Origin of the sequence: Acinetobacter sp. YH12233 (assembly GCF_013417725.1) — a bacterium.
GTDB lineage: Bacteria > Pseudomonadota > Gammaproteobacteria > Pseudomonadales > Moraxellaceae > Acinetobacter.
In genome coordinates this window covers 21110-44709 of record NZ_VPDK01000024.1, presented here as the reverse complement: position 1 = coordinate 44709, position 23600 = coordinate 21110, and the positions used below count along the sequence as shown (strand labels likewise).

Annotated in this window: 22 protein-coding genes, 1 pseudogene and 1 riboswitch; of the genes and pseudogenes, 15 read left to right on the top strand and 8 right to left on the bottom strand. The window is 44.5% G+C overall.

Annotated features, from left to right (window positions below):
* The 3 genes and pseudogenes from FTV12_RS11305 to ruvX all read left to right on the top strand — a co-directional run.
* Nucleotides 1-120, top strand: a pseudogene (locus tag FTV12_RS11305) (IS30 family transposase); the annotation flags it as partial.
* 324 nt (nucleotides 121-444) lie between these two features.
* On the top strand, nucleotides 445-999 hold the full coding sequence (locus tag FTV12_RS11300; RefSeq protein WP_004787233.1) for a YqgE/AlgH family protein: 555 nt from the start codon (nucleotides 445-447) through the stop codon (nucleotides 997-999).
* The gene (gene ruvX / locus FTV12_RS11295) at nucleotides 992-1435 is read left to right on the top strand and encodes a Holliday junction resolvase RuvX (protein ID WP_180034063.1); all 444 of its coding nucleotides are present in this window, start codon (nucleotides 992-994) and stop codon (nucleotides 1433-1435) included. Before FTV12_RS11300 ends, ruvX begins: the two co-directional genes overlap by 8 nt.
* 235 nt (nucleotides 1436-1670) lie before the next feature.
* Here ruvX and FTV12_RS11290 read toward each other — a convergent pair whose 3' ends face one another.
* Complete coding sequence (locus tag FTV12_RS11290; protein ID WP_180034062.1) at nucleotides 1671-2291, bottom strand: alpha-ketoglutarate-dependent dioxygenase AlkB; 621 nt, start codon at nucleotides 2289-2291, stop codon at nucleotides 1671-1673.
* A 159-nt stretch (nucleotides 2292-2450) separates the two neighbouring features.
* Between FTV12_RS11290 and FTV12_RS11285 the strand changes: the two genes are divergently transcribed.
* A complete protein-coding gene (locus tag FTV12_RS11285; protein ID WP_180034061.1) occupies nucleotides 2451-4298 on the top strand; it encodes an ABC transporter ATP-binding protein in 1848 nt (615 codons plus the stop codon).
* Between the two features lie 62 nt (nucleotides 4299-4360).
* Here the strand turns inward: FTV12_RS11285 and phoU are convergent, their stop codons facing one another.
* Both phoU and FTV12_RS11275 read right to left on the bottom strand, forming a co-directional pair.
* Complete coding sequence (gene phoU, locus FTV12_RS11280) at nucleotides 4361-5080, bottom strand: phosphate signaling complex protein PhoU (RefSeq protein WP_180034060.1); 720 nt, start codon at nucleotides 5078-5080, stop codon at nucleotides 4361-4363.
* A gap of 98 nt (nucleotides 5081-5178) precedes the next feature.
* Entirely contained in the window at nucleotides 5179-6528 is a 1350-nt protein-coding gene (locus tag FTV12_RS11275; protein ID WP_034705354.1) for a TolC family outer membrane protein, read from the bottom strand.
* 281 nt (nucleotides 6529-6809) lie between these two features.
* Between FTV12_RS11275 and FTV12_RS11270 the strand changes: the two genes are divergently transcribed.
* The 7 genes from FTV12_RS11270 to FTV12_RS11240 all read left to right on the top strand — a co-directional run bounded on the left by FTV12_RS11270 (nucleotide 6810) and on the right by FTV12_RS11240 (nucleotide 13559).
* Nucleotides 6810-7847, top strand: a complete 1038-nt coding sequence (locus FTV12_RS11270) for a hypothetical protein (RefSeq protein WP_179992200.1) — start codon at nucleotides 6810-6812, stop codon at nucleotides 7845-7847.
* 96 nt (nucleotides 7848-7943) lie between these two features.
* Nucleotides 7944-8072, top strand: a riboswitch (TPP riboswitch).
* Between the two features lie 90 nt (nucleotides 8073-8162).
* Nucleotides 8163-10058 (top strand): phosphomethylpyrimidine synthase ThiC, encoded by a 1896-nt coding sequence (thiC, locus tag FTV12_RS11265; RefSeq protein ID WP_159124360.1) that lies wholly within the window; start codon nucleotides 8163-8165, stop codon nucleotides 10056-10058.
* A 79-nt stretch (nucleotides 10059-10137) separates the two neighbouring features.
* The gene (locus FTV12_RS11260) at nucleotides 10138-10773 is read left to right on the top strand and encodes an NUDIX domain-containing protein (RefSeq protein ID WP_034169767.1); all 636 of its coding nucleotides are present in this window, start codon (nucleotides 10138-10140) and stop codon (nucleotides 10771-10773) included.
* Entirely contained in the window at nucleotides 10770-11582 is an 813-nt protein-coding gene (gene cpdA / locus FTV12_RS11255) for a 3',5'-cyclic-AMP phosphodiesterase (protein ID WP_159124361.1), read from the top strand. Before FTV12_RS11260 ends, cpdA begins: the two co-directional genes overlap by 4 nt.
* A gap of 209 nt (nucleotides 11583-11791) precedes the next feature.
* Entirely contained in the window at nucleotides 11792-12319 is a 528-nt protein-coding gene (gene dksA / locus FTV12_RS11250; protein WP_004787252.1) for an RNA polymerase-binding protein DksA, read from the top strand.
* Nucleotides 12320-12321: 2 nt separating this feature from the next.
* Entirely contained in the window at nucleotides 12322-13242 is a 921-nt protein-coding gene (gene gluQRS, locus FTV12_RS11245) for a tRNA glutamyl-Q(34) synthetase GluQRS (protein ID WP_179992203.1), read from the top strand.
* Nucleotides 13243-13298: 56 nt separating this feature from the next.
* Nucleotides 13299-13559: a zinc ribbon domain-containing protein gene (locus FTV12_RS11240; RefSeq protein WP_179992204.1), complete on the top strand. Its 261-nt coding sequence runs from the start codon at nucleotides 13299-13301 to the stop codon at nucleotides 13557-13559.
* Here the strand turns inward: FTV12_RS11240 and ftsW are convergent.
* From ftsW to FTV12_RS11215, 5 genes are all read right to left on the bottom strand, one after another.
* A complete protein-coding gene (ftsW, locus tag FTV12_RS11235; protein ID WP_004787257.1) occupies nucleotides 13548-14744 on the bottom strand; it encodes a putative lipid II flippase FtsW in 1197 nt (398 codons plus the stop codon). The two genes, FTV12_RS11240 and ftsW, sit on opposite strands and share 12 nt — an antisense overlap.
* A 20-nt stretch (nucleotides 14745-14764) precedes the next feature.
* On the bottom strand, nucleotides 14765-16111 hold the full coding sequence (gene murD, locus FTV12_RS11230) for a UDP-N-acetylmuramoyl-L-alanine--D-glutamate ligase (RefSeq protein ID WP_180034059.1): 1347 nt from the start codon (nucleotides 16109-16111) through the stop codon (nucleotides 14765-14767).
* 378 nt (nucleotides 16112-16489) lie between these two features.
* Nucleotides 16490-16741, bottom strand: a complete 252-nt coding sequence (locus FTV12_RS11225) for a DUF6587 family protein (RefSeq protein ID WP_034703404.1) — start codon at nucleotides 16739-16741, stop codon at nucleotides 16490-16492.
* 57 nt (nucleotides 16742-16798) lie between these two features.
* The gene (locus tag FTV12_RS11220) at nucleotides 16799-18655 is read right to left on the bottom strand and encodes a ferrous iron transporter B (protein WP_004787264.1); all 1857 of its coding nucleotides are present in this window, start codon (nucleotides 18653-18655) and stop codon (nucleotides 16799-16801) included.
* Nucleotides 18652-18912, bottom strand: a complete 261-nt coding sequence (locus FTV12_RS11215; protein WP_004787267.1) for a FeoA family protein — start codon at nucleotides 18910-18912, stop codon at nucleotides 18652-18654. Before FTV12_RS11215 ends, FTV12_RS11220 begins: the two co-directional genes overlap by 4 nt.
* A gap of 175 nt (nucleotides 18913-19087) precedes the next feature.
* Here FTV12_RS11215 and xerD point away from each other — a divergent pair, with 175 nt between their 5' ends.
* From xerD to thrC, 4 genes are all read left to right on the top strand, one after another.
* On the top strand, nucleotides 19088-20005 hold the full coding sequence (gene xerD / locus FTV12_RS11210; protein WP_159124366.1) for a site-specific tyrosine recombinase XerD: 918 nt from the start codon (nucleotides 19088-19090) through the stop codon (nucleotides 20003-20005).
* Between the two features lie 100 nt (nucleotides 20006-20105).
* Nucleotides 20106-20918: a DsbC family protein gene (locus tag FTV12_RS11205; RefSeq protein WP_034703409.1), complete on the top strand. Its 813-nt coding sequence runs from the start codon at nucleotides 20106-20108 to the stop codon at nucleotides 20916-20918.
* Nucleotides 20919-21045: 127 nt separating this feature from the next.
* A complete protein-coding gene (locus FTV12_RS11200; RefSeq protein WP_180034058.1) occupies nucleotides 21046-22350 on the top strand; it encodes a homoserine dehydrogenase in 1305 nt (434 codons plus the stop codon).
* A gap of 57 nt (nucleotides 22351-22407) precedes the next feature.
* A complete protein-coding gene (thrC, locus tag FTV12_RS11195; protein WP_104426956.1) occupies nucleotides 22408-23547 on the top strand; it encodes a threonine synthase in 1140 nt (379 codons plus the stop codon).
* The last annotated feature ends 53 nt before the right edge of the window (nucleotides 23548-23600 follow it).

Genomic DNA, 23600 nt, shown 5'->3' with positions numbered 1-23600 from the left:
TCAAACGAACAAATAGAGCAGATAGAATTTGCACTCAACCATCGTCCTAGAAAAACACTAGGTTGGTATACACCGAGTGAAGTTATGGCTGGTTTTTATACTGTTGCACTTGCCGCTTGAATCCGCCTTATTAAACAATTAAAAATATATAAACTTATTCCTTCTTAAATTTATTTTATATTCTTAGTCGATAATAAATAAGCCCGAGAATTTACCATTCAATAAAATAAAACTAATTTTATTGATTTATTGAAAAAATAAAAAAAATACCTATTTGTAGTTTTTTTATACCCAGTATCTACAAAGCTAAGTTGTCAGTGATACATTTTTGTGGGATAAGTAAATAAAGGAATAGACAATTTGCAAATTGAAAATCCAGTCTTTTGCCCTGATAAATCATCTACCACGATCACAAACGATATAGACTTTTGGAGAGCCGCTCAGGTGACTAAACAATATCTGACTCATCGTTGTCTGATTGCGCCACCCCATGCAAGTGACGATTTTTTTGCGCATACGGTCATTTATTTGGCCCGTCATGATGAAGATGGTGCTCAAGGGATCATTATTAACCGCCCTGCTGGTATTCAAATTAAAGAATTGCTGAATGATCTGGATATTGAGGCGGATAATGTCAATCCCCATGAAGTGTTGCAAGGTGGACCTTTGCGACCTGAGGCCGGTTTTGTCCTGCATACCGGTCAGCCGACCTGGCATTCTTCTATTGCTGTGGGTGAAAATGTTTGTATTACCACATCTAAAGATATTCTGGATGCGATTGCGCATAATGAAGGCGTAGGCCGCTATCAGATCGCCTTGGGTTATGCGAGCTGGGGCAAACATCAGCTTGAAGAAGAGATTGCCCGGGGTGACTGGCTGATCTGTGAATCCGATATGGACCTGATTTTTAACTTACCTTATAACGACCGCTGGGATGCTGCCTATAAAAAAATGGGCGTAGACCGAACCTGGTTATCTTCCGAGATTGGACATGCCTGATGTAAACGCGCCAAACACCATTATGGCGTTTGATTTTGGTACACAGAAAATGGGAATGGCAGTCGGCCAATCCCTGATTGAAAGTGCCAATCCCCTCCCTTTATTTCCCATGAAAGACGGGATTCCGAACTGGGACGAATTACTGAAAATTGTAAAAAACCATCAGCCAAGCCTATTTTTAGTGGGACTTCCACTGAATATGGATGATAGTGAATCTGAACTGTCGACACGGGCACGTAAATTTGCCCGCCGTTTACGTCATCAGACCAATATTGAAACCTTGATGGTGGATGAACGCCTGACCACTCGTGAAGCACGGGATGAACTGGATCATTATCAGGCACAAGGTCGCGGCAAAAAATTGTCTGCGGACAGTATTGCTGCTGCCCTCTTGATTGAAAGCTGGTATAGGCATCCGGCTGGACTGCAACCCTAAATTTCTTTTAAATATAAGCAATAGCATCTTTCGAGATGCTATTTTTTTTGAATTGAAGAATCTCTTTTTTAGTTCATTGGGATACTTTTAATCTAAAAACAATAGAGTGCCTTCATCAATCATTTTTTAATTATTCAACAATGAGCAAAGAAACTCCCTTATCCTAATTTCTCCCTGAGAGAAAGAACTTTAAATACGAATGGACTAATATTTTTTATTTTATGAAGAGATTTAACTAAGGAAAAAAATAACGAAAGGTTAGGTTAATTCTAGGTTCTAAAACCCGAGTCGTTTTCCGGATACAATGTTTCCAGTAGTGTTGGGTCTGTCCTCGCATCACAATCAACTGACCACTTTGTAAAAGCAGATCTACTGTTTCATTCTCTGTTTTGTGTTTAAAGCTCATCTTGCGGGTTGCCCCCAAACTGAGGGATGCAATCACATTTTCCTGTGACGTTCCCTGATATAAAGCCGCTTCATCATCACTATGCCAGCCCAGACCTTGCGAACCATCTTCATATAAATTGGCCAGACAGGAATTAAACGAATGACCGACCAGCTTTTCAATATGCTGTTTTAACCGGAACAGACCCGGTGTCCAGATCTGAGCCTGCTTGAAACTTCCAGAGTAGTGATACTGATAATGTTCATCGCCATACCACACCACTTTTCGTCCCGTAATATAATGCTTGCCAAATAAAGTGACTTCATCCGCTTGCCAGGCCAGATGAGCTAAAAAATCCTGTAAATATTGCTGGCTCTGCTGCTCATTTAAAATCTGCCCATAATCCTCTACCACCCCATCAAAAGGTAATAAATTCACTTGGGGTTCTGGGGCAAACAGGTCCAAAGTCATTTAAAATTAGTCTAAAATTTACGATATCTTGCTGAAAAGATTGAGACTTGACTGGAAAAATTACAATCCAATTTCACAAATAAATACAACATTTACTCTTGTGAGTACCTCTATTCCTGCCTAGACTAAATTCAACTTTGACAATAAAAATAATTGCTTATGAATTTATGGCAGCTGTTTTTAAAACTTCGTCCCTTTGTCAGCCCTTATCGGCTCCTGGTGATTGCGACCCTCATTCTGACCCTGATCGGTTCCTTTACTGCTCAGGTCAATGCACTGGCCCTGCAATATGCAGTCGACAGTATCAATGCTTTGCTGGAACAAGGACAAGGGCTAGATGAAGGCTGGCATATCCTGATCACTATCTCTGCCATTTTACTCGGTAAGGAAGTGGTGAATGCACTGGTACAGTTTGGACAGAAGTTTTATGGAGAAAAGCTGCGGATTTTTATTTCCCAAGATCTGGCTCAAGGCATTATTGAAAAGTTTTTAAAGTATCGGCTGGCATTTTTTAATCAGGATAATAATCAGGCCGGAAAATTGCAGACCCGGATCGACCGCGGAATTGGCTCCCTCACCCGACTGGTCCAGATCTTTTTCATTGATATTTTTCCTCTATTTACCAGTGCAATTGTCGCGCTCGGATTGATGTACTATGCCAATTTTTATGTCGGGCTGGTCGCCACAGCGATTGTACCGATCTACTTCTGGCTCACCTATAAACAGGCACAAAAACTTGGTGGATGGCGCCGTAGTCTGAGAGATGGCCGGGAAAAAAAGAGTCAAGGCATTCTCAGCATCATCAATTCAATTACGGTCATCAAATCCTTTAACCGGGAATCGATTGAATCAGACAAGCAGCTGAGCTTGCAGCGTGAACTGACCGATAACCAGATGAAAACCCGGCAGACCAGCTTCCTATTTGATGGTCTGAAAACCTTTATTGAACAGATCGGTATAGTCCTGATTATTATTCTGACCTCCTATTTTGTACTCGATGGCCAGATGAGTATCGGCATGATCATGTACCATGTGCTGCTCTTTAATAACGTCTCTGCCCCGATTCGCTCGCTGCACCGGATTTATGATGAAGTGAATGATGCCATGATCTATTCAGAAAGCTTCTTTAATATTCTGGAAGCGGATGCTGAAATTGAGCAAAGCGGACAGCAAAAACCGCCAGTTAAAGGCCGATTTGAGCTAAGTGGCGTGAATTTTTATTATCCAAATGGGCATCATGCTTTAAAAGATATCAATATGGAGATTCGTCCCAATACCATTACCGCACTGGTAGGGTTATCTGGTGCTGGTAAATCAACCTTGATCAGTCTGCTCGATAAATTTTATGAACCACAGGAAGGCCAGATCAAGCTGGATGGGATCGACTTAAAAGATTATGACACTCAATATCTGCGTGATCATATCGGATTAGTATTACAGAAAAATCATATTTTCCAGGGCACAATTTTTGACAATATCCGTTATGGCAAAACCAATGCCAGTATGGATGAGGTGATTGCAGCTGCTCAAAAAGCCTCAATTCATGAACAGATTTTACAGCTACCGGATGGTTATGATTCCGATGCCCTGCAACTGTCCGGCGGTCAGCAACAGCGAATTGCCATCGCACGGATGTTCCTGAAAAACCCGCCGATTATTTTTCTGGACGAGCCGACGGCGAGTCTGGATGCCATTGCGACAGAACAGATCAAACAGAGTCTGGACCAGATCAAGCAAGGTCGTACCGTAATCATCATTTCACATAGCCTGTCGCAAATTATTGATGCGGACTATACCTACGTCATGAAAGAAGGTTGTATTGCTGAACATGGTGAACATGGTGAACATGGTGAACATGGTGAACATGGTGAACATGGTGAACATGATGCACTTTATCATCAGGATGGCGTGTATAAGGAAATTTTTGATGCGATGGCCAAAAGTCTGAATATTGAAAAAATTGCCAAGACTTTTGAAGATGATGCAGAAGAAGAAACCCATAGCTAGCTTTTCTATCCTCATCAAAAAACCTCCAGTACGGAGGTTTTTTTTATTTGAATTGGGGCGATTTAACGCTGCACTCTCTGTTCAATTTCTTCGACACTGCTATGCCGTACATCCAGGCCCTTGACCATATAAATGACCTGTTCCGAAATATTACGTGCATGATCTCCAATGCGTTCCAGCGAACGTAGTACCCAAAGTACATTAATCACCCGACTAATATGCCGTGGATCTTCAATCATATAGGTCATTAAAGTACGGGTAGCGGACTGATATTCCCGGTCAATGTCGGCATCGGCCTGCATCACGCGCAGCGCTTGGTCTACATCCAGACGCGCAAAAGCATCCAGTGCATCATGAATCATCACTCGAACTTGGTTACCAATATGTCGGGTTTCCATATAACCGCGTGGTGAACCACCCTCTTCACACAAAGTCTGGGCAATACGGGCAATTTTCGATGCTTCATCTCCAATCCGTTCCAGATCGGTATTGGCCTTGGACATGGCAAGCACCATGCGCAGATCAATAGCAGCGGGATGACGGCGAGCCAAAATCAGGGTGAGTGCTTCATCAATTTCACTTTCCAGGCGGTTCACAGTATTGTCCTGAAACTGCACCTCAACCGCCATTGCAGCATCTGTATCCAGCAGCGCATGAATGGCATTGGCGACCTGCTGTTCTACCATGCCGCCCATGGTCATGAACTTGGTATTTACGTCCTGCAATTCTTCATTAAATTGCGAAGAAATGTGATGACTAAGTACAGGATTATTGGGACTCAAGGAAATCTACTCCTGAACAGGAAAAGGCAAGAACACATCATGAAATATCATTAAAGCATGACCATCATGAAAGTTTGATGACAACTTGTTAGCCTTTTTTAAGAGCGGTCATATTCAATGAGCCAGGCATTCATCTCTGCCAGTTCCTTTTCTGTCAATTGTCCTACCGAAGCCTGTAATTGTAGTACATGCAGCAAATAATCATATTTGGCATTCAGATAATCGGTCTTGGCAGAGAAGGCATTACGCTGCGCCAGTAATACATCCACCATGGTTTTTAAACCTTCCTGATATTGAGCTCTGGAGGCTTGAGAAACGATATCTGAAGACTGCATCGCTGCTTTACGTGCATTCAGCTTGGCCTCATCCGTTTCTACCTGCAGATAAGACTGTTTGACATCAGTGTTGGCTTTGCGGATTGCGGCATCCAGTTGGGCTTCACTTCGCTGCACATTTACGCCGGCCTGACGAATACTTTTTTGGGTTCGGCCCCCGGTAAACAGGTTCCAGTTAACTTCGACACCAATCTGGTCAAAATCCCCATTGGTTGATAACACTGTTTCAGGAGTCTGCTTTAAATAGCCATAGGTTCCGACGGCTTCAACCTGAGGATAGAGAGCCGCCTGCTCTACCCGCTTGGCATCTTCCGAATAGCGTTTCTGCAAACGGGCCTGTAGAATTTCCAGATTCTGGTTTTGTGCCAGTTCGGTCCAGGAACCGATATTACTCGGAACAGGTTTCTGAAACTGGAAATCCTCACGCAGAACCGCCAGATTTTCCTGATAGGGTCCAATCAACTGAGCCAATTGTTCCTGTGCCAGCACCAGTTGTACCTGTGTAGAAATCCGGTTAGCTTGTGCACTTTGGTATTGGGCATTGGCTTCACTGACATCACTTCTCGCCACGAGCCCTTCTCGAAGTTTGGCATTCATCATCCTTAACTGTTCTGATAAAGCCTGCTCTTCCTGTAAATAAGCCGTAGTTAAAGACTGCTGACGTAAAACATTAAAATAGGCTTCTGCCACCTGCAAAATATGCTGCTGCTTTTGCAGGCGCAGATTAACTTCGCTGAGTTCTACCGAGGTTTTAACCTGCTTATAACCCTGCCAGGCATCCCAGCGGAATAAAGGCTGACGTGCAGTGACTGCAATCTGCCGTGTGGTCGTACTCGAACCTTGTAGTTCCCCAAATTCGGCAGGCAAACCTTCTATCGATGAATTATCAGCAGACTGGTTTTTACGGGTCACATTTCCAGATAAAGTCACAGTCGGCAATAAATTTCCGCTGGCAATGCCCAGATTGAGCTGGTCCGACTGGTATTGCAACAGATTCGCCTGCCAGTTCGGATCATTCTGCTGGGCACGCTGATAAGCTTCAAGCAGATCCAGCGCAAACAGTGTCGGACTGACACCCAATAAACAGGCACTGACGATGAGTTTTAATTTCATTTTATAGTTTTCACCCCTACAGCCATTTCAATCATCAGATTAAGGCGCTTTAAACCCAGCAATACTAAAGATTTCTTTTGATTTTTTACGTATGACTTTTATTAATTTTCTCTTATAGATCCACGATTTTATTCAATATTCCTCCTATTTTCCTCTTCCTGCATCCTAGCTTAACAAAGCCATTCACAATACTACACATAGAATTTGAATTAGATCTATACAATATAGCTCCCAGTAAGGCAGTTATTTCTGATTTCATCTATATAGAGTCCTGAAGCATAGTGTTAACGCGAATTCATTCGATATTCAAAGTTTGTTTTGTTTTCAGCAGTTTGCTGTTCGTAGGCGGATGCCAGCAATCCTCAGAACCGCAAGTTGAAATGGAACAGGCCGAGGTTAAAACCGTTCAATCTCCCGCGAACGATTTCACTCTCATGTGTGAAAATATTGAAAAAAACATGTCCCAGATTAATGAACAGCGCACCACTTTTGCCCTGGAACAGATTAATCAGGACCTTAAAGTGTGTCTGCCGCTCATGGAACTGGCCGAGCAGAAACACCTGATGCAGCGTTCCACAGAAATGTATCAACGCTTCCTGCATGTGGAACGTACCGAATTCCAACAACGTGCTTTCGAGCAATATGCTCTGGATATGGCTCAGCATCCTACTATTCAGCAAAGCCACTTTGAACAGTTGACCACACGCGACCAGTATTTATTGAAGCATAAAGGTCAGGCCTATGTAGAACTCTTAGATCAGGGCAATGGCACGCTACAATATCGTCGTAGTCCGGAATATCTGGTACGTATCTTTGCGCCGTATTTACCAGCTGCCGAAAAGGTATTTATTGAAAATCTGGCTGAGCAGAATATGGAACCGGTCTTGGTCGAAAAACGCTTACAGCTTGAAGCTGCCAATATTGCCGCTCGCGCTTTATTCTGGGAAGATTATCTGCAAACTTATCCGAAAAGTAGCTATCAGCGCGATGCCGAATATCTGCTGAAACAATATACTTATTTCCTGTTCAGAGGCAGCGAGCAATCGCCAATCTCTGAGGATTATCGTGACCGTTATTCAGTAGAAACCAGCCATCTGGAAACTATTATTGGTCTAGCGCGTGGTCAGAAATCCAAGTTATCGACACAGGCGCAATTATTTTTAGAGTTTCTGGACATGAATCCTGAACAGCGTCAGCGTGCCTTAGCTGCGGAATATCGTGACCGTTCCAGCACTGAACAGATTTTATATTATGCTCAAGTCACCCCACCCTCACAGAACTATGGTAAAGACTGCTTTAAAGATGCCATCTGTCTTTAAAACAATCTTTTCTTAAAAATCGATGAGATAGCCGAAAATCAGCAACTCCTCCCAATTTAAAGCTACTTTTTAAATACCAACTAAGCTAAGATTTAGCCTCGCTTGACGGAGCGCGAGTAATAACTCGCTGAGATCACTTAAATCAGCCTTTTCGGCCATTTGATAGTGAGTACCGTTGAACCTGATCAGGTTAATACCTGCGTAGGAATCAAGCCATCTAAAAACGACTACCCTTGTTTTATCTACTCCCAGATAATTCTGTCCACGTTTTTGGTCGTGCTTGATTCGTTGATGTCATTCATAAGGATCATTGCAATGAGCCAGTTAACGAATCTTTCTTCTGAAACTCCCCTTACTCCACACGAACAGGAAGCGCGTGATCTGACCCGCATTCTGCCTGCTTCGCGTAAAGTCTATCTACAAGGCTCACGTCCTGATATTCAGGTGCCGATGCGAGAAATTTCTCTCAGCGAAACCCCGACTGGTCTGGGCGGTGAATATAATGCACCGTTGATGGTCTATGACACTTCAGGGGTTTATACCGATCCAAACGTTGAAATTGATCTGAATAAAGGCCTGCCAAATCTGCGTGAAGGCTGGATTGAACAGCGTAATGACACAGAAATGCTAGATGATTTAAGTTCTGAGTTTGGTCGCCAACGTCTGCGCGATATCCGTACTGCCAATATCCGCTTTGCCCATATCCAGAAACCACGCCGGGCTAAACTTGGCCAGAATGTGACCCAGATGCACTATGCCAAACAGGGCATTATTACGCCGGAAATGGAATATATTGCGATTCGGGAAAACCTGCGTCAGCTGGAAGGTACCGATATGCGCCAGCATCCGGGACAGAATTTTGGTGCCAAAAATTTACAGGAAATCACCCCTGAATTTGTCCGTCAGGAAGTCGCTGCAGGCCGTGCCATTATTCCTGCCAATATCAATCACCCTGAACTGGAACCAATGATCATCGGGCGCAATTTCCTGGTGAAAATCAATGCCAATATCGGGAACTCCGCACTAGGTTCAAGTATTGAAGAAGAAGTGTCAAAAATGACCTGGGCCACCCGCTGGGGTGCCGACACTATTATGGATCTGTCGACTGGTCAGAATATTCATGAAACCCGTGAATGGATTATCCGTAACTCTCCAGTGCCAATCGGTACCGTACCAATTTATCAGGCACTAGAAAAAGTCAACGGTGTAGCTGAAGACCTGACCTGGGAAATCTTTAAAGATACCTTGATTGAACAGGCTGAACAGGGCGTGGATTACTTCACGATTCATGCCGGTGTGTTATTGCGTTATGTACCACTGACCGCGAATCGTCTGACTGGTATTGTGTCACGTGGTGGTTCGATCATGGCACAGTGGTGTCTGGCACATCATCAGGAAAACTTCCTCTATACTCATTTCGATGAAATTTGTGAAATCATGAAAGCCTATGATGTGTCTTTCAGCCTTGGGGATGGCTTACGTCCGGGCTGTATTCAGGATGCCAATGACGAAGCGCAATTTGCCGAGCTACGGACTTTAGGTGAACTAACGCATCGTGCCTGGGAACATGATGTACAGGTGATGATCGAAGGTCCTGGCCATGTACCGATGCATATGATTAAGGAAAATATGGATCTGCAGCTGGAAGTCTGTAAGGAAGCGCCTTTTTATACTCTTGGGCCGTTAACCACAGATATCGCACCGGGTTATGACCACATTACTTCGGCGATAGGTGCCGCGATGATTGGCTGGTACGGTACGGCAATGCTTTGCTACGTGACACCGAAAGAACATTTAGGCTTGCCGAACAAGAAAGATGTCAAAGATGGCATCATTACCTACAAGATTGCTGCACATGCTGCTGATCTGGCCAAAGGCCATCCAGGGGCTCAAGCACGTGATAATGCTCTGTCTAAAGCCCGTTTTGAGTTCCGTTGGGAAGACCAGTTTAACCTGAGCCTGGATCCGGACACAGCACGCAGTATGCATGATGAAACCATGCCAAAAGCGGCGCATAAATCGGCTCACTTCTGCTCAATGTGCGGACCAAAGTTCTGTTCAATGAAAATCACGCAAAATGTGCGGGATTATGCCAGCCAGTTATCTGCTGATGAAACCCCGGCTGTAACGCAGGCAGAGATTGAAGCCGGCCTTAAGCAGATGAAAAACGATTTCCACAGCTCTGGTCAAAAATTGTACCACAAGGTGTAAAACCGTAAAAAAAACAGTTGTTTTCATAAAAATCTCAGATAGGATGAAAAAAATAAGTTATTTCATCCTTTTCTGAGTTATGAATATTATTAAACAAGCCTCTTATAATAAAAAAGATTTTAGGATAGAGGCCCGTGAGTTTTTATATCGGGGATTTATTCAGGTGGAAAAAGTCACGTTACGTCATCGTGTCTTCCATCAGGAATCTTATACACCTGCATTGCAGCGTGAGCTCATCCATCGTCCTGAAGCCGCTGGGGTACTGCTGTATAACGATCAACAGCAAAAATTCGGCTTGATTGAACAGTTCCGTATTGGCGGGCTGGATGATCAGGATACGCCATGGCAACTAGAAGTCATTGCCGGTGTACTGGATGGCGATGAAACGCCTGAGACCTGTATTCGCCGCGAAGCTTTCGAAGAGTCAGGCTGCACTGTTGATTCCTTACAGCATCTTTTCAGTTTCTACCCTTCTGCCGGTGCCTGCTCGGAACTGTTTCATCTTTATGTCGCCCAGACTGAACTGCCTGAAAAAGGCGGTATTTTTGGTATGCCGGATGAAGGGGAAAATATCCAGCTGCACATTCTGGATTATGCCGATATTCCGACCTTGCTGAGTAATGGTCGCCTTAGAAATGCACCTGTGATTATGGCCTTACAATGGCTACAACAGCATCAACAGGCTGTCCCGTCAGGTTTAAGGGGGCAGACATGACATCGGAAAAATTCAATCCTGCATCGACACAAGAATGGACCATTATCCAGATTTCTGACACCCATTTGATGGATCAGCCCAATCTGGAATTCGCGAATATGAATCCCGAGCAGAGCTTCCATGAAGTCATGCAGCATATTCAGCACAATTTTCCAGAAATGGATGCACTCGTACATACCGGTGATCTGGCACAGGTGCCGATCGCAGAAACCTATACGCGTTATTTAAAATATATCCAGTCCTGTCAAGTGCCCTATTACCAGATTCCGGGCAATCATGATGACATCAAGGTCTTTCCTTTTTATCAGGATCGAGATCAGGCTCATGCGATTCATTTTGGCAACTGGACCCTGATTTTACTAAATAGTGCAGTCCAGGATCGGATAGATGGTTGGGTAGAGCAGGCTCAACTGGAACAGCTAGACCAATTATTGCTTGAATATCGTAATCAGCATGTGGTTGTGGCTTGCCATCATCATCCTTTTGCGATGAAGTCGCACTGGATTGACCAGCACCGGCTAAAGAATGCCGAAGATCTAAAAGATGTACTGGCCCGGCACCAGAATGTGAAGCTGGTTCTGTTTGGTCATGTGCATCAGGATTCCTGCAATGAATGGCACGGTATCCAGTTTTTATCGACGCCATCGACCAGCGTACAGTTCAAACCCAAGAGTGATGAATTCGCGCTAGACCAGGCGGCACCTGGCTATCGTGTATTACATTTGAAACAAAATGGGGAGTTCGATACACATATCGAACGTGTGACCTTAAGCCAGCAAAATATTAATACCGAAATTTCAGGTTATTAACTTTGCATTTTATTTTTTTTGAATTACTTTATTGCAACCAAAGGAAATGTGATATCTATAATCCAGACATCAAAGACTATCAAAAAGCATAAAAAGTCTATATGATGACGACCCCCGTAGGAGGATAATCTTTCTACAGGGTGGATAAAAATTGCATATCACCATATTTTTTGCGTATTAACATACGCATATGATGAGGAATGCCCTAAATGGCGAATGACAACCAAAATCAAGTCTTAGACGAACAAACTGATGTTGTAGAGGAAAAACCTACAAAACGTGTGCGCAAATCTAAGCCGAAAACGACTGAGGGTGGTTCTACTGCTAGCTTATTTGGTATTGAACCTTATCAACCTAAAAAAAATGAAGAATACATGTCTGAAGGGCAGCTTGAACACTTCCGCCAAATCTTGATGGCATGGAAAGCTGAACTGATGTCAGAAGTTGATCGTACTTTAAATACGATGCAAGACGAAAACACTGCACTCCCTGATGTAAACGACCGTGCGACTCAGGAAGAAGAATTTGCCATCGAACTTCGTACTCGTGACCGTGAACGTAAATTGATCCGCAAAATCGAGCAATCTATCGAAGCGATTAAAAACGATGACTACGGTTTCTGTGAAACTTGTGGTATCGAAATTGGTCTGCGCCGTCTAGAAGCACGTCCAACTGCAACGTTATGTATCGACTGCAAGACTTTGGCAGAGATCAAAGAGAAGCAAAATAACGGTTAAGCATGTCTTTAAGTAATCCCTCCCTGACCCTCCCTTTATCAAAGGAAGGGAAAGCTGAAGAGAATTACGTGGGCCGGTTCGCGCCATCGCCAACCGGCCCTTTGCATTTTGGTTCACTCATTACCGCAGTCGCTAGCTACTGTGATGCCAAAGCCCATCAGGGGCGCTGGCTAGTCCGCATTGAAGATACCGACATCCCGCGAATTTATCCCGGCAGCGAAGAACATATTTTGCGTGCCTTGGATGCTTTTGAATTCGAGCCAGATGGAGAAATCATTTACCAGAAAGACCGTCTGGATATTTACGAAAATGTGATCCAACAACTGCGTCAGCAGGGTCTGGTCTATGCCTGCCAATGTACCCGCAAAATGCTGGGTTCCAATCATATTTATCAGGACACCTGTCGTGACTTAGGTTTGTCTTTTGAACATCAGGCAATTCGGGTCAAGGTTGAAGATGTTGAAATCTGTTTTGAAGACCGTCTGCAAGGCCGACACTGCTCACAACTGAAAAAGGACTTGGGCGATTTTGTCTTAAAACGCCGTGATGGCATCATCAATTATCAGTTGGCAGTTGTGGTCGATGACTATCTGCAAGGCATGACCCATGTAGTCCGTGGTGCAGACCTTTTGGACAACACTGAACGTCAGATTTACCTAGGTCAATTACTAGGTTATCCGCGTTTAAGCTATATGCATTTACCACTGGCAATGAATGATCAGGGCCAAAAACTGTCCAAGCAAAATCTGGCGCAAGCACTGGATCTTGATCAAGCTCCCCTGCTCTTGCAAAAAGCACTTCAAGCCCTCTGTCAGGCGCCCGTAGAACTGGATCGCCCTGCTCGTATGCTCGAACAAGCCGTCGCACAATGGGATATCTCCCGAATCCCGCATACAACTGAGCTACAAGGTCACTATTTATAAAAACAGGTTTTCACTTAAGCTAAAAGCAATAACACAGGCGAGTGAGGGTCATAAAAATGTTTTTTATTTTTGGTGTAGGACCGAAAACCAAAGTCATTGAGAAAAGTCAGTTTCTTTGTCCAGTCTGCCGAACCCGTTCTGGGTATGAACTCAAACAGCAGCGTAATTATTTTTCTTTATTTTTTATTCCGCTGATTCCACTTTCCAAGGCGAAAAGTACTTTTGTGCGTTGCCTGAACTGTGGAACTGTCATGCCGAGCACAGTGCTTAACCATGCTCAGCCTGATCCACAGCGTCCGTCTAATCTAGAAGCTTGATTCTTCCCGACTTGGATTAACTTGTTGAGTCGTTGAGTCAATTTTCAGAATCAAACTGATCATCACTGCACAGACAATGAGTGATGAACCACCATAACTAATAAATGGCAGGGTCAAACCTTTGGTTGGCAATAGACCCATATTCATCCCGGCGTTTACCAGAATCTGTAACAGGAAAATGATACTGATCCCATAAGCCAGATAACCTGCGCGCAAGTATTGATGCTGCAAGGCACGATGTCCAATCCGGATACAGCAGACCATCACGGTAAAGGACAGAATCAGAATGGTAGAAATACCCAAGAAACCAAATTCTTCCCCTAAGATCGCCAACATAAAGTCAGTATGCGCTTCCGGCAGATATGACATTTTCTGGATACTATGGCCTAGCCCTACTCCGGTCCATTCACCACGACCAAACGCCATCAAGGCATTAGAAAGCTGATAACCGGTACCGAGCGGATCTTCCCAAGGATTCGAGAAAGACAATAAACGTTGTAAACGATAAGGTTCCAGAGCAATCGCAGCAGCAAATGCACCCAATAAAGTAATAAAAGCGACACCGAACTGAATCCAGGGTGCACCAGCCAGGAAGAATACACCGAGCATGGTCAGGGTGATTACCACTGTTGCCCCTAAGTCAGGCTCAAGAATAATCAGGCCAACGGTTGCACCCATGATGGCACTTAATCGTACCAAGCCTTTGATATTATTACGAACCTCTTCAGCACGACGGACTACATAGTCAGCGGTAAAAATCGCCATCATGACCTTAGCGACTTCGGAAGCCTGCAAGGTAAAACCGGCTACCCGAATCCAGCGCTTGGAGCCGTTTACTTCAGTCCCGACAAAGAGTACGGCGACCAGCAAAACAATGGTAATAATCCATAAAAAGAAAGTGTTATTGAACCAGACTTTTAATGGAACTTTATAGGCTAAAAAGGCTGCACCCGCCGCAACCAGAATCGAGATCGCATGTCGGGTCACATAATGGAAAGCATTCTCATGCATCCGTTCCGCATAAGGCATCGAAGCCGATGCCACCATGATCGAACCGATGCACAGCAAAGCCAGCACACAAAAAATCAGCACATTACGCGGATTAACTTCAGCGGGTAACTTAGGTACCCACTGCTGATAAAATTGATTAATTTTATTGATCGCAGTCTGAGCAAACTCAGCCATATCACGAATCCTTGTTATTCTTAATTGAGTTCATTCACATAGGCCACAAACTTGCGACCACGTTCCGGATAACCGGAGAACATGTCAAAACTTGCACATGCAGGAGACAATAACACGACATCATGTGCCTGAGTGCGCTTCTGACAAATTTCTACTGCTTCCTGCAGGCTTTCCGCATGAATCAATTCAGTCGTACCTGCAATCGCTTCTTCAATAATTGGGCGGTCCACGCCAATCAATACGGCGATTTTTGCATACTTAGATAATGAGTCACGTAAAGCAGTAAAATCCTGACCTTTACCCTGACCACCAAGAATAATGGCAACCTTACCGCTTTGAGCTTCGATCGCCATGCCTAGACCATCAAGTGCTGCGAGCGTTGCTCCGATATTGGTTCCTTTGGAGTCATTATAATAACGTACCCCATTGAATTCTTTAACAAATTCGCAGCGATGTTCCAAACCTTTGAAGGTTTTTAACGTATCCAGCATAACGTCCATTGGCAGGCCAATTGCTTCACCTAAAGCTAAGCAAGCCAAGGCATTCGCCACATTATGGGTACCTTGAATGTACATGTCAGAACTTTTGAGCAGACGTTCACGACCACGTGCCAGCCAGATTGTGCCATCCTTATCTTTGAGAATACCGTACTGGTTGATGTCCGGTGCATTCAAACCAAAGCTCTGCATCGGTGTTGCATCTGGAACCAGTGGACGGGTCAGTGAATCATCACGGTTAAACACCACTTTTTTCACGCCTTGGAAAATACGGTGTTTGGCGGTGTGATAACCCATCATGTCGCCATGACGATCCAGATGGTCTTCACTCATATTCAGAACAACAGCCACTTCAGCCTGCAAGTTTGATGTGGTTTCTAACTGGAAGCTCGACAACTCCAAAATATACAGTTCAGGATCATCTTTGGTCAGATCCAGTGCTGGACGACCAAGATTCCCCCCAACCGCCACTTTTTTACCCGCATTCGCTGCCATCAGACCGATTAAAGTAGTTACGGTACTTTTGGCATTGGAACCGGTAATCGCCACAATCGGCTTATCAGTCGCACGACGTAAAATCTGGATTTCACTTACCACAGGAATACCTTGAGCCAGTGCTGCCTGGATTTCAGGCAGTTTTGGATCGAGTCCCGGGCTGATGATAATTTCTTCGGCAGAGAGCAACAGATTCTGGTCAAACTTGCCAAAACTAGTCTGTACTTCCGCAGGAATCTGGTCATGTCCTGGTGGGGTAGCTCTTGAGTCCGTTACTGCAACGCGGTAGCCCTGGTCATGTAAGAAGTTGACCGCTGCAACACCTGAAATCCCGAGTCCTGCAACGACTTTTAATCCACCACGTTGTATTAACATTTTCGCCCCATTTTCTGGTCTATTTTAAAACTGACGAAATGGTAGCACTTTGCTGTTTTGAATGCTTTTTCTGTTTTGACTTTCTCTGGCATTTTTTGTGTCAGGGCGTAAAAAAATATCGTTAAATCTTCATCTTTAATCGGTTTAATAATTAATAAATTTTTATTGGAGCCATCATGGGAATAAAAGTTAAGACTATGCTATCCATAACTTGAAAGGAAAATCAGATAACGCTTCCATTCATAATATAGAAAAATAGTGGATTCTTTTCACCTAGATAAATTAATAAGTTTTTAAAAAATAAAAAATTAGGGAGCTTATTTCTAAGCTCCCTACTCATTTGCATGCTCAGTTTTTATTCTTAAACAGAATGAAAGTTTACTTCCATTTCACTGCCTGAGCTTTAGGTTTTGTACTTGAGCTTTGTTCCGATGCCGGACAGGCACAGTTACCACCACAGCCACTGGCCATAGCCGGTTTTAACCATTTCGCCAGCGTATGCCAGCCTTTGGCTGCACAGGTATCAGACAGCTTCTGGAAGACTGAGCGTGAGGTATTCGGAAATACCTTTTTAAATACCACGAGCGCACTCCAGACAACCAGTACCGCTACAATCAGAATTTCAATCATCTCAATCTCCCATTCACATGATCATTCAGATCGAGCCAAGGTTTCCCTTCAGCCAGTTTAACCCAAATAATGTGATGCAATTTGATAAGTCAGGAATGACATGAAATATGCCAAACCAAACAGGTAGAAGGTCATAAAGCTGACCGTTTTCCATGAACCGGTTTCACGCTTCACAGTGGCTAAGGTCGCCAGACAATGTGGTGCATAAATAAACCATACCAGTAGAGACAAGCCGGTCGCGATCGACCAGCCCAAATCACCGCCGCCACTAATCAGTGCCGCCAGACCCTCAGACATGGCATCTTCATCGACTGCAGACAAGGCATAAACCGTACCTAGTGCTGCCACGACAACTTCACGCGCTGCCATCGCCGGAATCAGTGCAATACAGATCTGCCAGTTAAAGCCTAATGGTGCAAAAATAGGTTGCATCACATGGCCCAGCATCCCGGCAAAGGAATAATCGATATCCGGTAAAGTTGCACCTTCTGGTGGTTGCGGGAACGTACACAGGAACCAAAGCAGAATGGATAGCGCAAAGATGATGCCACCGACACGCTTCAAGAAGATTTTGCCGCGATCAAGCAAACCAATCCAGACGTTTTTCACATCCGGGAAACGGTAACTTGGCAGCTCCATCAACAGCATATGCTGTGACTTGTCTTTATGGAAAAATTTCAGGATAAAGGAAACAATCAGTGCACTTAGAATACCGGCCATATACAGACCAAATAACACCAAACCTTGCAGATTCATGAAGCCCCACACGGTTTGCTCAGGAATGAAGGCTGCAATCAGCAAAGCATATACTGGCAGACGTGCCGAACAGGTCATCAGTGGCGCCACAAAAATCGTGGTCAGACGGTCACGTGGGTCACTAATCGTTCTTGAAGCCATAATTCCCGGTACGGCACAGGCAAAGCTGGACAATAATGGAATAAAGGCTCGGCCCGAAAGACCTGCCTTAAACATCAATTTATCCAGCAGGAAGGCGGCACGTGGTAAATAGCCGGACTCTTCTAGTACCAGAATAAAGAAGAACAGAATCAGAATCTGCGGCAGAAAGACCACTACCCCACCCGCGCCGGCAATAATCCCGTCAACCACCAAGCTGTTTAATAAAGGATGAGCGATCAGTCCACCCATGTACTCGCCCAACCAGCCGAAGAAAGTTTCAATCCCATCCATGAATGGCGCAGCCCAAGCAAAGACCGCCTGAAACACCACAAACATCATAATGGCTAAGCTAAGCAGGCCCAATACCGGATGCAGGAATATCTTGTCCAGAAAATCAGTACGTTTATCTTCCTGATCGGCATAATTCACCACATCTTTCAGAATGCTGGCAATCTGATGATGGTGATCGCCACTCAAACCGCTGAGTTCAGTTTGCGGGGCAGAAAATTTGTTTTTATCCAGTGCATTTTTCAGGTTTTCAATGCCTGAAGTACGCACGGCAACGGTCTCAACCACTGGCACACCCAGACGTTCAGACAGTTTCTGGGTATTAATCTGCATGCCGCGACGGCGCGCTTCATCCATCATGTTTAGCACCACCAGCATTGGACGACCTAGCTGAATCATTTCCAGTACCAGTCCCAGATGCAGTTTTAGGTTGGTTGCATCTACAACGCACAGGAAAGTATCCTGCTGGCCTTCTTCTGCAATTTTACCCTGAACCACATTACGGGTAATTTCTTCGTCCGGGCTGGTCGCATCCAGACTATAAGTTCCTGGCAGATCCAGTACGCGCACCGGTTTGCCTGAAGGAAGTGTAAAATTCCCGACTTTACGTTCAACCGTAACCCCGGCATAGTTGCCGACCTTTTGACGAGATCCGGTTAAATGGTTGAATAAAGAAGTTTTACCGCAGTTTGGGTTACCGACAAGGGCAATACGTAAGGTATCACTCATGCCGCCGCTCCCTGTTCAATTTCAATCTTGGCCGCTTCCGATTTTCGTAAAGCAAAACGCGTAAACCCCACCTGAATAAGAATCGGATCCCCACCAAAAATACCTTTGGTAATGACTTGTACCTGAGTCCCTGGTACAAAACCTAAAGTTTCCAAGCGACTGGCCACAACATCGTGGGAAGCGCCTTTACCATCAGTAGTTCGATTAACTTTTCGAATGATGGCAGTTTGTTTTGCTTTCAAATCAGACAAACGCACCGTGAAAATTCCTAAGACTTTTGTACAGTATACAAACAAATGAGAATAATTAACAAATAAGTATTAATTACATTTCTTCTTAGCTGTATAGCACATCGACATGTTCGTAAAATTAAACTAGAGTGGAGATGAGCAATCAGGCTTCTCGCTTTTAAAATTATCTTCATTAAACATCATGCTGAATAAAAAACCTCGCATTCCTAGTCCAGTTCAGATTCCTGAAGCTTTCAGTTACTTACAGGGTTTTCGCGATTATCTGATTGCCCAGACAGTGAGCCCTCATACCCGAAATGCCTATTTGTCTGATCTGATCCAGTGTGCCGAATGTCTGGTTAAACCTTTACCAGAATGGAACCATGACGATATTTCCGATGTACTGATTGAACTGACCAAACAGCAAAAAAGTCCACGTTCAATTGCACGATGTTTGTCCGCCTTACGTTCTTTTTATAAATTCCTGCGGGAACAAAAACTGCGGAGTGACAATCCGGTTGCTGCTCATAAAACACCGAAGCTGGGCCGTGCCCTGCCCAAAGACCTGTCTGAAGCTGATGTCGAAGCACTGATTCATGCACCCGATATTAATACTGCCCTCGGTTTACGTGATCGTGCTATGTTTGAAGTGCTTTATGCGTGCGGTTTACGGGTGACAGAACTGATTAATCTGCGTCTGGATCTGATTAATTTAAAACAGGGCTATTTGCGTATTGTCGGTAAAGGCAATAAAGAACGTCTGGTGCCGATGGGACAGATGGCCTGTGAATGGGTGGAAAAATACCTGCAGGAAGCACGCCCGCAATTGTATAAGACAGCGACTGATTATCTGTTCCTCACCCAGCATGGCGGCATCATGAGCCGGCAGAATTTCTGGTATGCCATTAAACGCTATGCACTACAAGCCGGAATTCAGGCTGAACTGTCTCCACATACTTTGCGTCATGCCTTCGCCACGCATTTACTTAATCATGGCGCTGACTTACGGGTAGTACAAATGTTGCTAGGTCATAGTGATTTATCCACCACACAGATCTATACCCATGTGGCACAAGTTAGAATGCAGCAACTGCATGCAACCCATCATCCACGGGCTTAAGAGCTGATTTGAATAGAATAAACTGAGAAGTTTGACGTAGCTCTATCTTTTTTTGCTATGCTAATGCTCTGTTTTTAGTCCAAGAAAAAAAAGGGTTATTATGACATTTGCCCGCACCAAAATTTTTATCGCTTGTCTGCTTGCTACCGGTCTGGGACTGAGCGCATGTTCCAATTCCAATAATTCAGATAAAAAGCAAGATACGCTTACAGCAAGTGCACCGGCGACGGGTGAAGCCTCTAACCTTAGCGAACGTAATGCACAGCAACGCCTGATTTCAACGCTCGAAGGTCATTTCAAAAAAGCGGGAATTAACGCAAAAATCACGGGTATTAAAACCACTGAAGTACCCAACATGTCATGGGTCAGCCTGGAAGGTATGGCACCCGTCTATGTGACAAATGATGGCAAATATCTGATTCAGGGCGATGTCATTCGCCTTGGAGATAAAGAGCTGCACAATGTCAGTGAAACTTTGCAATCTGACGTCAACAAGAAAATCTTTGCAAACCTTAAAGCGGAAGACCTGCTGATTTATCCAGCCAAAGGCAAAACCAAGCATGTGATCTATGTCTTTACCGATGTCAGCTGTCCGTATTGTCACAAATTCCATGAACAGATGGATGAAATGAACAGCAAAGGCATCGAAGTACGCTATATTGCCTGGCCACGTGGCGAGCAGCATATGCCTGCCATGGAAGCCATCTGGTGTAATTCCGATCGTCGTGCAGCCTTCGATCAGGCCATTGCCGGTGGATCTATCACGCCGACCACTTGTAAAAATCCTGTGAAAGATCAATATCAAATGGGTCTTAATATTGGTGTTAATGGTACCCCGGGCGTATACAGTTCTGAAGGACTTTATCTCGGTGGCTATATGAGCACATCAGAATTATTGGATCGACTTAAATAACTCATTTTAATTAGTTATTTAACTTTATTTTATAGATGAAGATATTCTGAAATGACCCTAGAGTCAGGCCGCTTTTTTAGCTATGATCTAGGCTCTCGTAAAAAACTGTTTATATTTGGAGTGTGACGTGAAACCAGTTCGTCTGGCAATCCTCGGTCTTGGTACTGTGGGTGGTGGTGCCCTTAAACTATTAAAAGAAAATGCTGCTGAGATTAAACGTCGCACCGGTCGTGAAATTCAAATTACCTATGTTGGTACGCGTCGTCCGCGTCCTGATCTGGATCTACCTGAATCAGTCAAACAAAGTGCAGATCTGCTCGATATCGTACGTCAACCTGATGTAGATGTGGTGGTTGAAGTCATGGGCGGTATTCACCCTGCTTATGAAGTGATTAAAGAAGCCATTCTGCATGGCAAACAGGTCGTAACTGCCAACAAGGCCCTATTGGCTGAACATGGAAATGAACTGTTCAAACTTGCCGATGACAACGCTGTGCAAATTGCTTACGAGGCAGCGGTAGCTGGCGGCATTCCAATTATTAAAGTGATGCGTGAAGGTCTGGCAGCCAACAAGATTGACTGGCTGGCTGGCATCATCAACGGTACAGGCAATTTTATCCTGACTGAAATGCGAGATAAAGGCCGTGCCTTTGCTGATGTACTGAAAGAAGCGCAAGAACTGGGTTATGCAGAAGCAGATCCAACCTTCGATGTAGAAGGCATCGATGCAGCACACAAACTGACATTACTGGCCTCTATTGCTTTTGGTATTCCGTTGCAGTTTGATAAAGTCTTTACTGAAGGCATTAGCAAAATTACTGCACAAGACGTGAAATATGCTGAAGACTTAGGCTTCCGTATCAAACACCTCGGTATTGCGCGTCGTGCTGAAACCGGTATTGAACTCCGTGTACACCCTACCCTGATTCCTGAAGAGCAATTGATCGCTAATGTGAATGGTGTGAAAAATGCAGTTCTGGTTCAGGCCAATGCGGTTGGTCCTACACTGTATTACGGTGCAGGTGCGGGTGCAGGTCCTACAGCTTCTGCAGTAGTCGCAGATGTCGTGGATATCGTACGTGATATTTCTTATACTGAAGATGGTGCTGGTACAATTCCGCAACTGGCTTTTGAAAGCTTAAGTGACCTGCCAATCCTGCCACGTGAAGAAATGACGACTGGATACTACATCCGGATCAATGCTGAAGATCAAACCGGAGTACTGGCTGAAGTAACCTCTATTCTAAGCCGCGAAGGCATCAGTATTGATGCAATTCTGCAGCAGTCACGTCTGAAAGATCTTATTCCTATCGTGATCCTGACTGATCCAGTCAAGGAAGCGAAAATGGATGAAGCGTTAAAACAAATTCAAGCTCTTCCTGTCATTCATGGCGAAATTGTACGAATTCGTTTAGAATCGCTTGATAATTAATCGGGTCGAGGGGACACTCTCCCCTTGCCAAGCTCTACACACAATTGGAACATCATCATGTCGAATGCCAATCGTTATACTGGTTTAGTTGACCGCTATCGCGACCGTTTACCAGTGTCTGCAACTACTAAAGCCGTTTCTCTGGGTGAAGGTAACACGCCACTGATTAAGCTTGCGAATATTCCGCGCATTATTGGCAAAAATGTTGAAATTTATGTGAAGTACGAGGGCTTAAACCCGACTGGTTCATTTAAAGACCGTGGTATGACCATGGCGGTAACAAAAGCGGTTGAAGAAGGCTCTAAAGCGATTATCTGTGCTTCTACAGGTAATACGTCAGCAGCTGCAGCAGCTTATGCAGCGCGTGCAGGTATCAAGGCGTTTGTTTTAATCCCAGAAGGCAAAATTGCGATGGGTAAAATGGCGCAAGCGATGATGTATGGTGCGATCACCATGCAAATCCGCGGTAACTTCGATGACGGTATGCGTCTGGTAAAAGAAATCGCTGACAAAGCACCTGTCACTATCGTGAACTCAATCAACCCATACCGTCTGCAAGGTCAAAAAACCATTGCTTACGAAATCGTGGATGAATTGGGCCGTGCACCAGATTACCACTGCCTGCCTGTAGGTAATGCGGGTAACATTACTGCGCACTGGATGGGTTATACCGAAGCGGTTGCAAATCAGCCTGCTGGCGAGTTTGAGCAAGTGGTTTACGACGCTGCTACTGATGCCTTCACTGGTCCTAAACCTGAAGGTCTGCCAACAATGGTAGGTTACCAGGCTTCTGGTGCTGCACCTTTCCTTCGTGGTGCACCTGTTGAAAATCCTGAGACTGTTGCAACTGCAATCCGTATCGGTAATCCACAAAGCTGGAACCATGCGAAAGCGGTTGTTCGTGATTCTAAAGGCTGGTTCGATGAACTGACTGATGCCGAGATTCTGGAAGCGCAACGTCTTCTTTCTATGTATGAAGGCGTATTCGTAGAACCTGCATCTGCAGCTTCAATCGGTGGCGCAATCCGTGACATTAAAGCAGGTAAAATTGCTGAAGGTTCTGTGATCGTGTGTACTGTAACTGGTAACGGTCTGAAAGATCCGGATACTGCGATCAAACAATGTTCTGATGCCGTAATGCTTTCAATTGACGCAACTTTAGAACAGGTTCGTGAATCAATTCTTTCTAATATGTAATTTAGATTGAAATAAAAGGCCCTGCAATTGCAGGGCTTTTTATATGCGCTTAA

Coding starts and splice junctions, on each gene's coding strand:
- ruvX (WP_180034063.1), top strand. CDS start 992: ATGCCTGATGTAAACGCGCCAAACACCATTATGGCGTTTGATTTTGGT.
- FTV12_RS11290 (WP_180034062.1), bottom strand. CDS start 2,291: ATGACTTTGGACCTGTTTGCCCCAGAACCCCAAGTGAATTTATTACCT.
- FTV12_RS11285 (WP_180034061.1), top strand. CDS start 2,451: ATGAATTTATGGCAGCTGTTTTTAAAACTTCGTCCCTTTGTCAGCCCT.
- FTV12_RS11275 (WP_034705354.1), bottom strand. CDS start 6,528: ATGAAATTAAAACTCATCGTCAGTGCCTGTTTATTGGGTGTCAGTCCG.
- thiC (WP_159124360.1), top strand. CDS start 8,163: ATGAGCCAGTTAACGAATCTTTCTTCTGAAACTCCCCTTACTCCACAC.
- FTV12_RS11260 (WP_034169767.1), top strand. CDS start 10,138: ATGAATATTATTAAACAAGCCTCTTATAATAAAAAAGATTTTAGGATA.
- cpdA (WP_159124361.1), top strand. CDS start 10,770: ATGACATCGGAAAAATTCAATCCTGCATCGACACAAGAATGGACCATT.
- dksA (WP_004787252.1), top strand. CDS start 11,792: ATGGCGAATGACAACCAAAATCAAGTCTTAGACGAACAAACTGATGTT.
- gluQRS (WP_179992203.1), top strand. CDS start 12,322: ATGTCTTTAAGTAATCCCTCCCTGACCCTCCCTTTATCAAAGGAAGGG.
- FTV12_RS11240 (WP_179992204.1), top strand. CDS start 13,299: ATGTTTTTTATTTTTGGTGTAGGACCGAAAACCAAAGTCATTGAGAAA.
- ftsW (WP_004787257.1), bottom strand. CDS start 14,744: ATGGCTGAGTTTGCTCAGACTGCGATCAATAAAATTAATCAATTTTAT.
- murD (WP_180034059.1), bottom strand. CDS start 16,111: ATGTTAATACAACGTGGTGGATTAAAAGTCGTTGCAGGACTCGGGATT.
- FTV12_RS11225 (WP_034703404.1), bottom strand. CDS start 16,741: ATGATTGAAATTCTGATTGTAGCGGTACTGGTTGTCTGGAGTGCGCTC.
- FTV12_RS11220 (WP_004787264.1), bottom strand. CDS start 18,655: ATGAGTGATACCTTACGTATTGCCCTTGTCGGTAACCCAAACTGCGGT.
- xerD (WP_159124366.1), top strand. CDS start 19,088: ATGCTGAATAAAAAACCTCGCATTCCTAGTCCAGTTCAGATTCCTGAA.
- FTV12_RS11205 (WP_034703409.1), top strand. CDS start 20,106: ATGACATTTGCCCGCACCAAAATTTTTATCGCTTGTCTGCTTGCTACC.
- thrC (WP_104426956.1), top strand. CDS start 22,408: ATGTCGAATGCCAATCGTTATACTGGTTTAGTTGACCGCTATCGCGAC.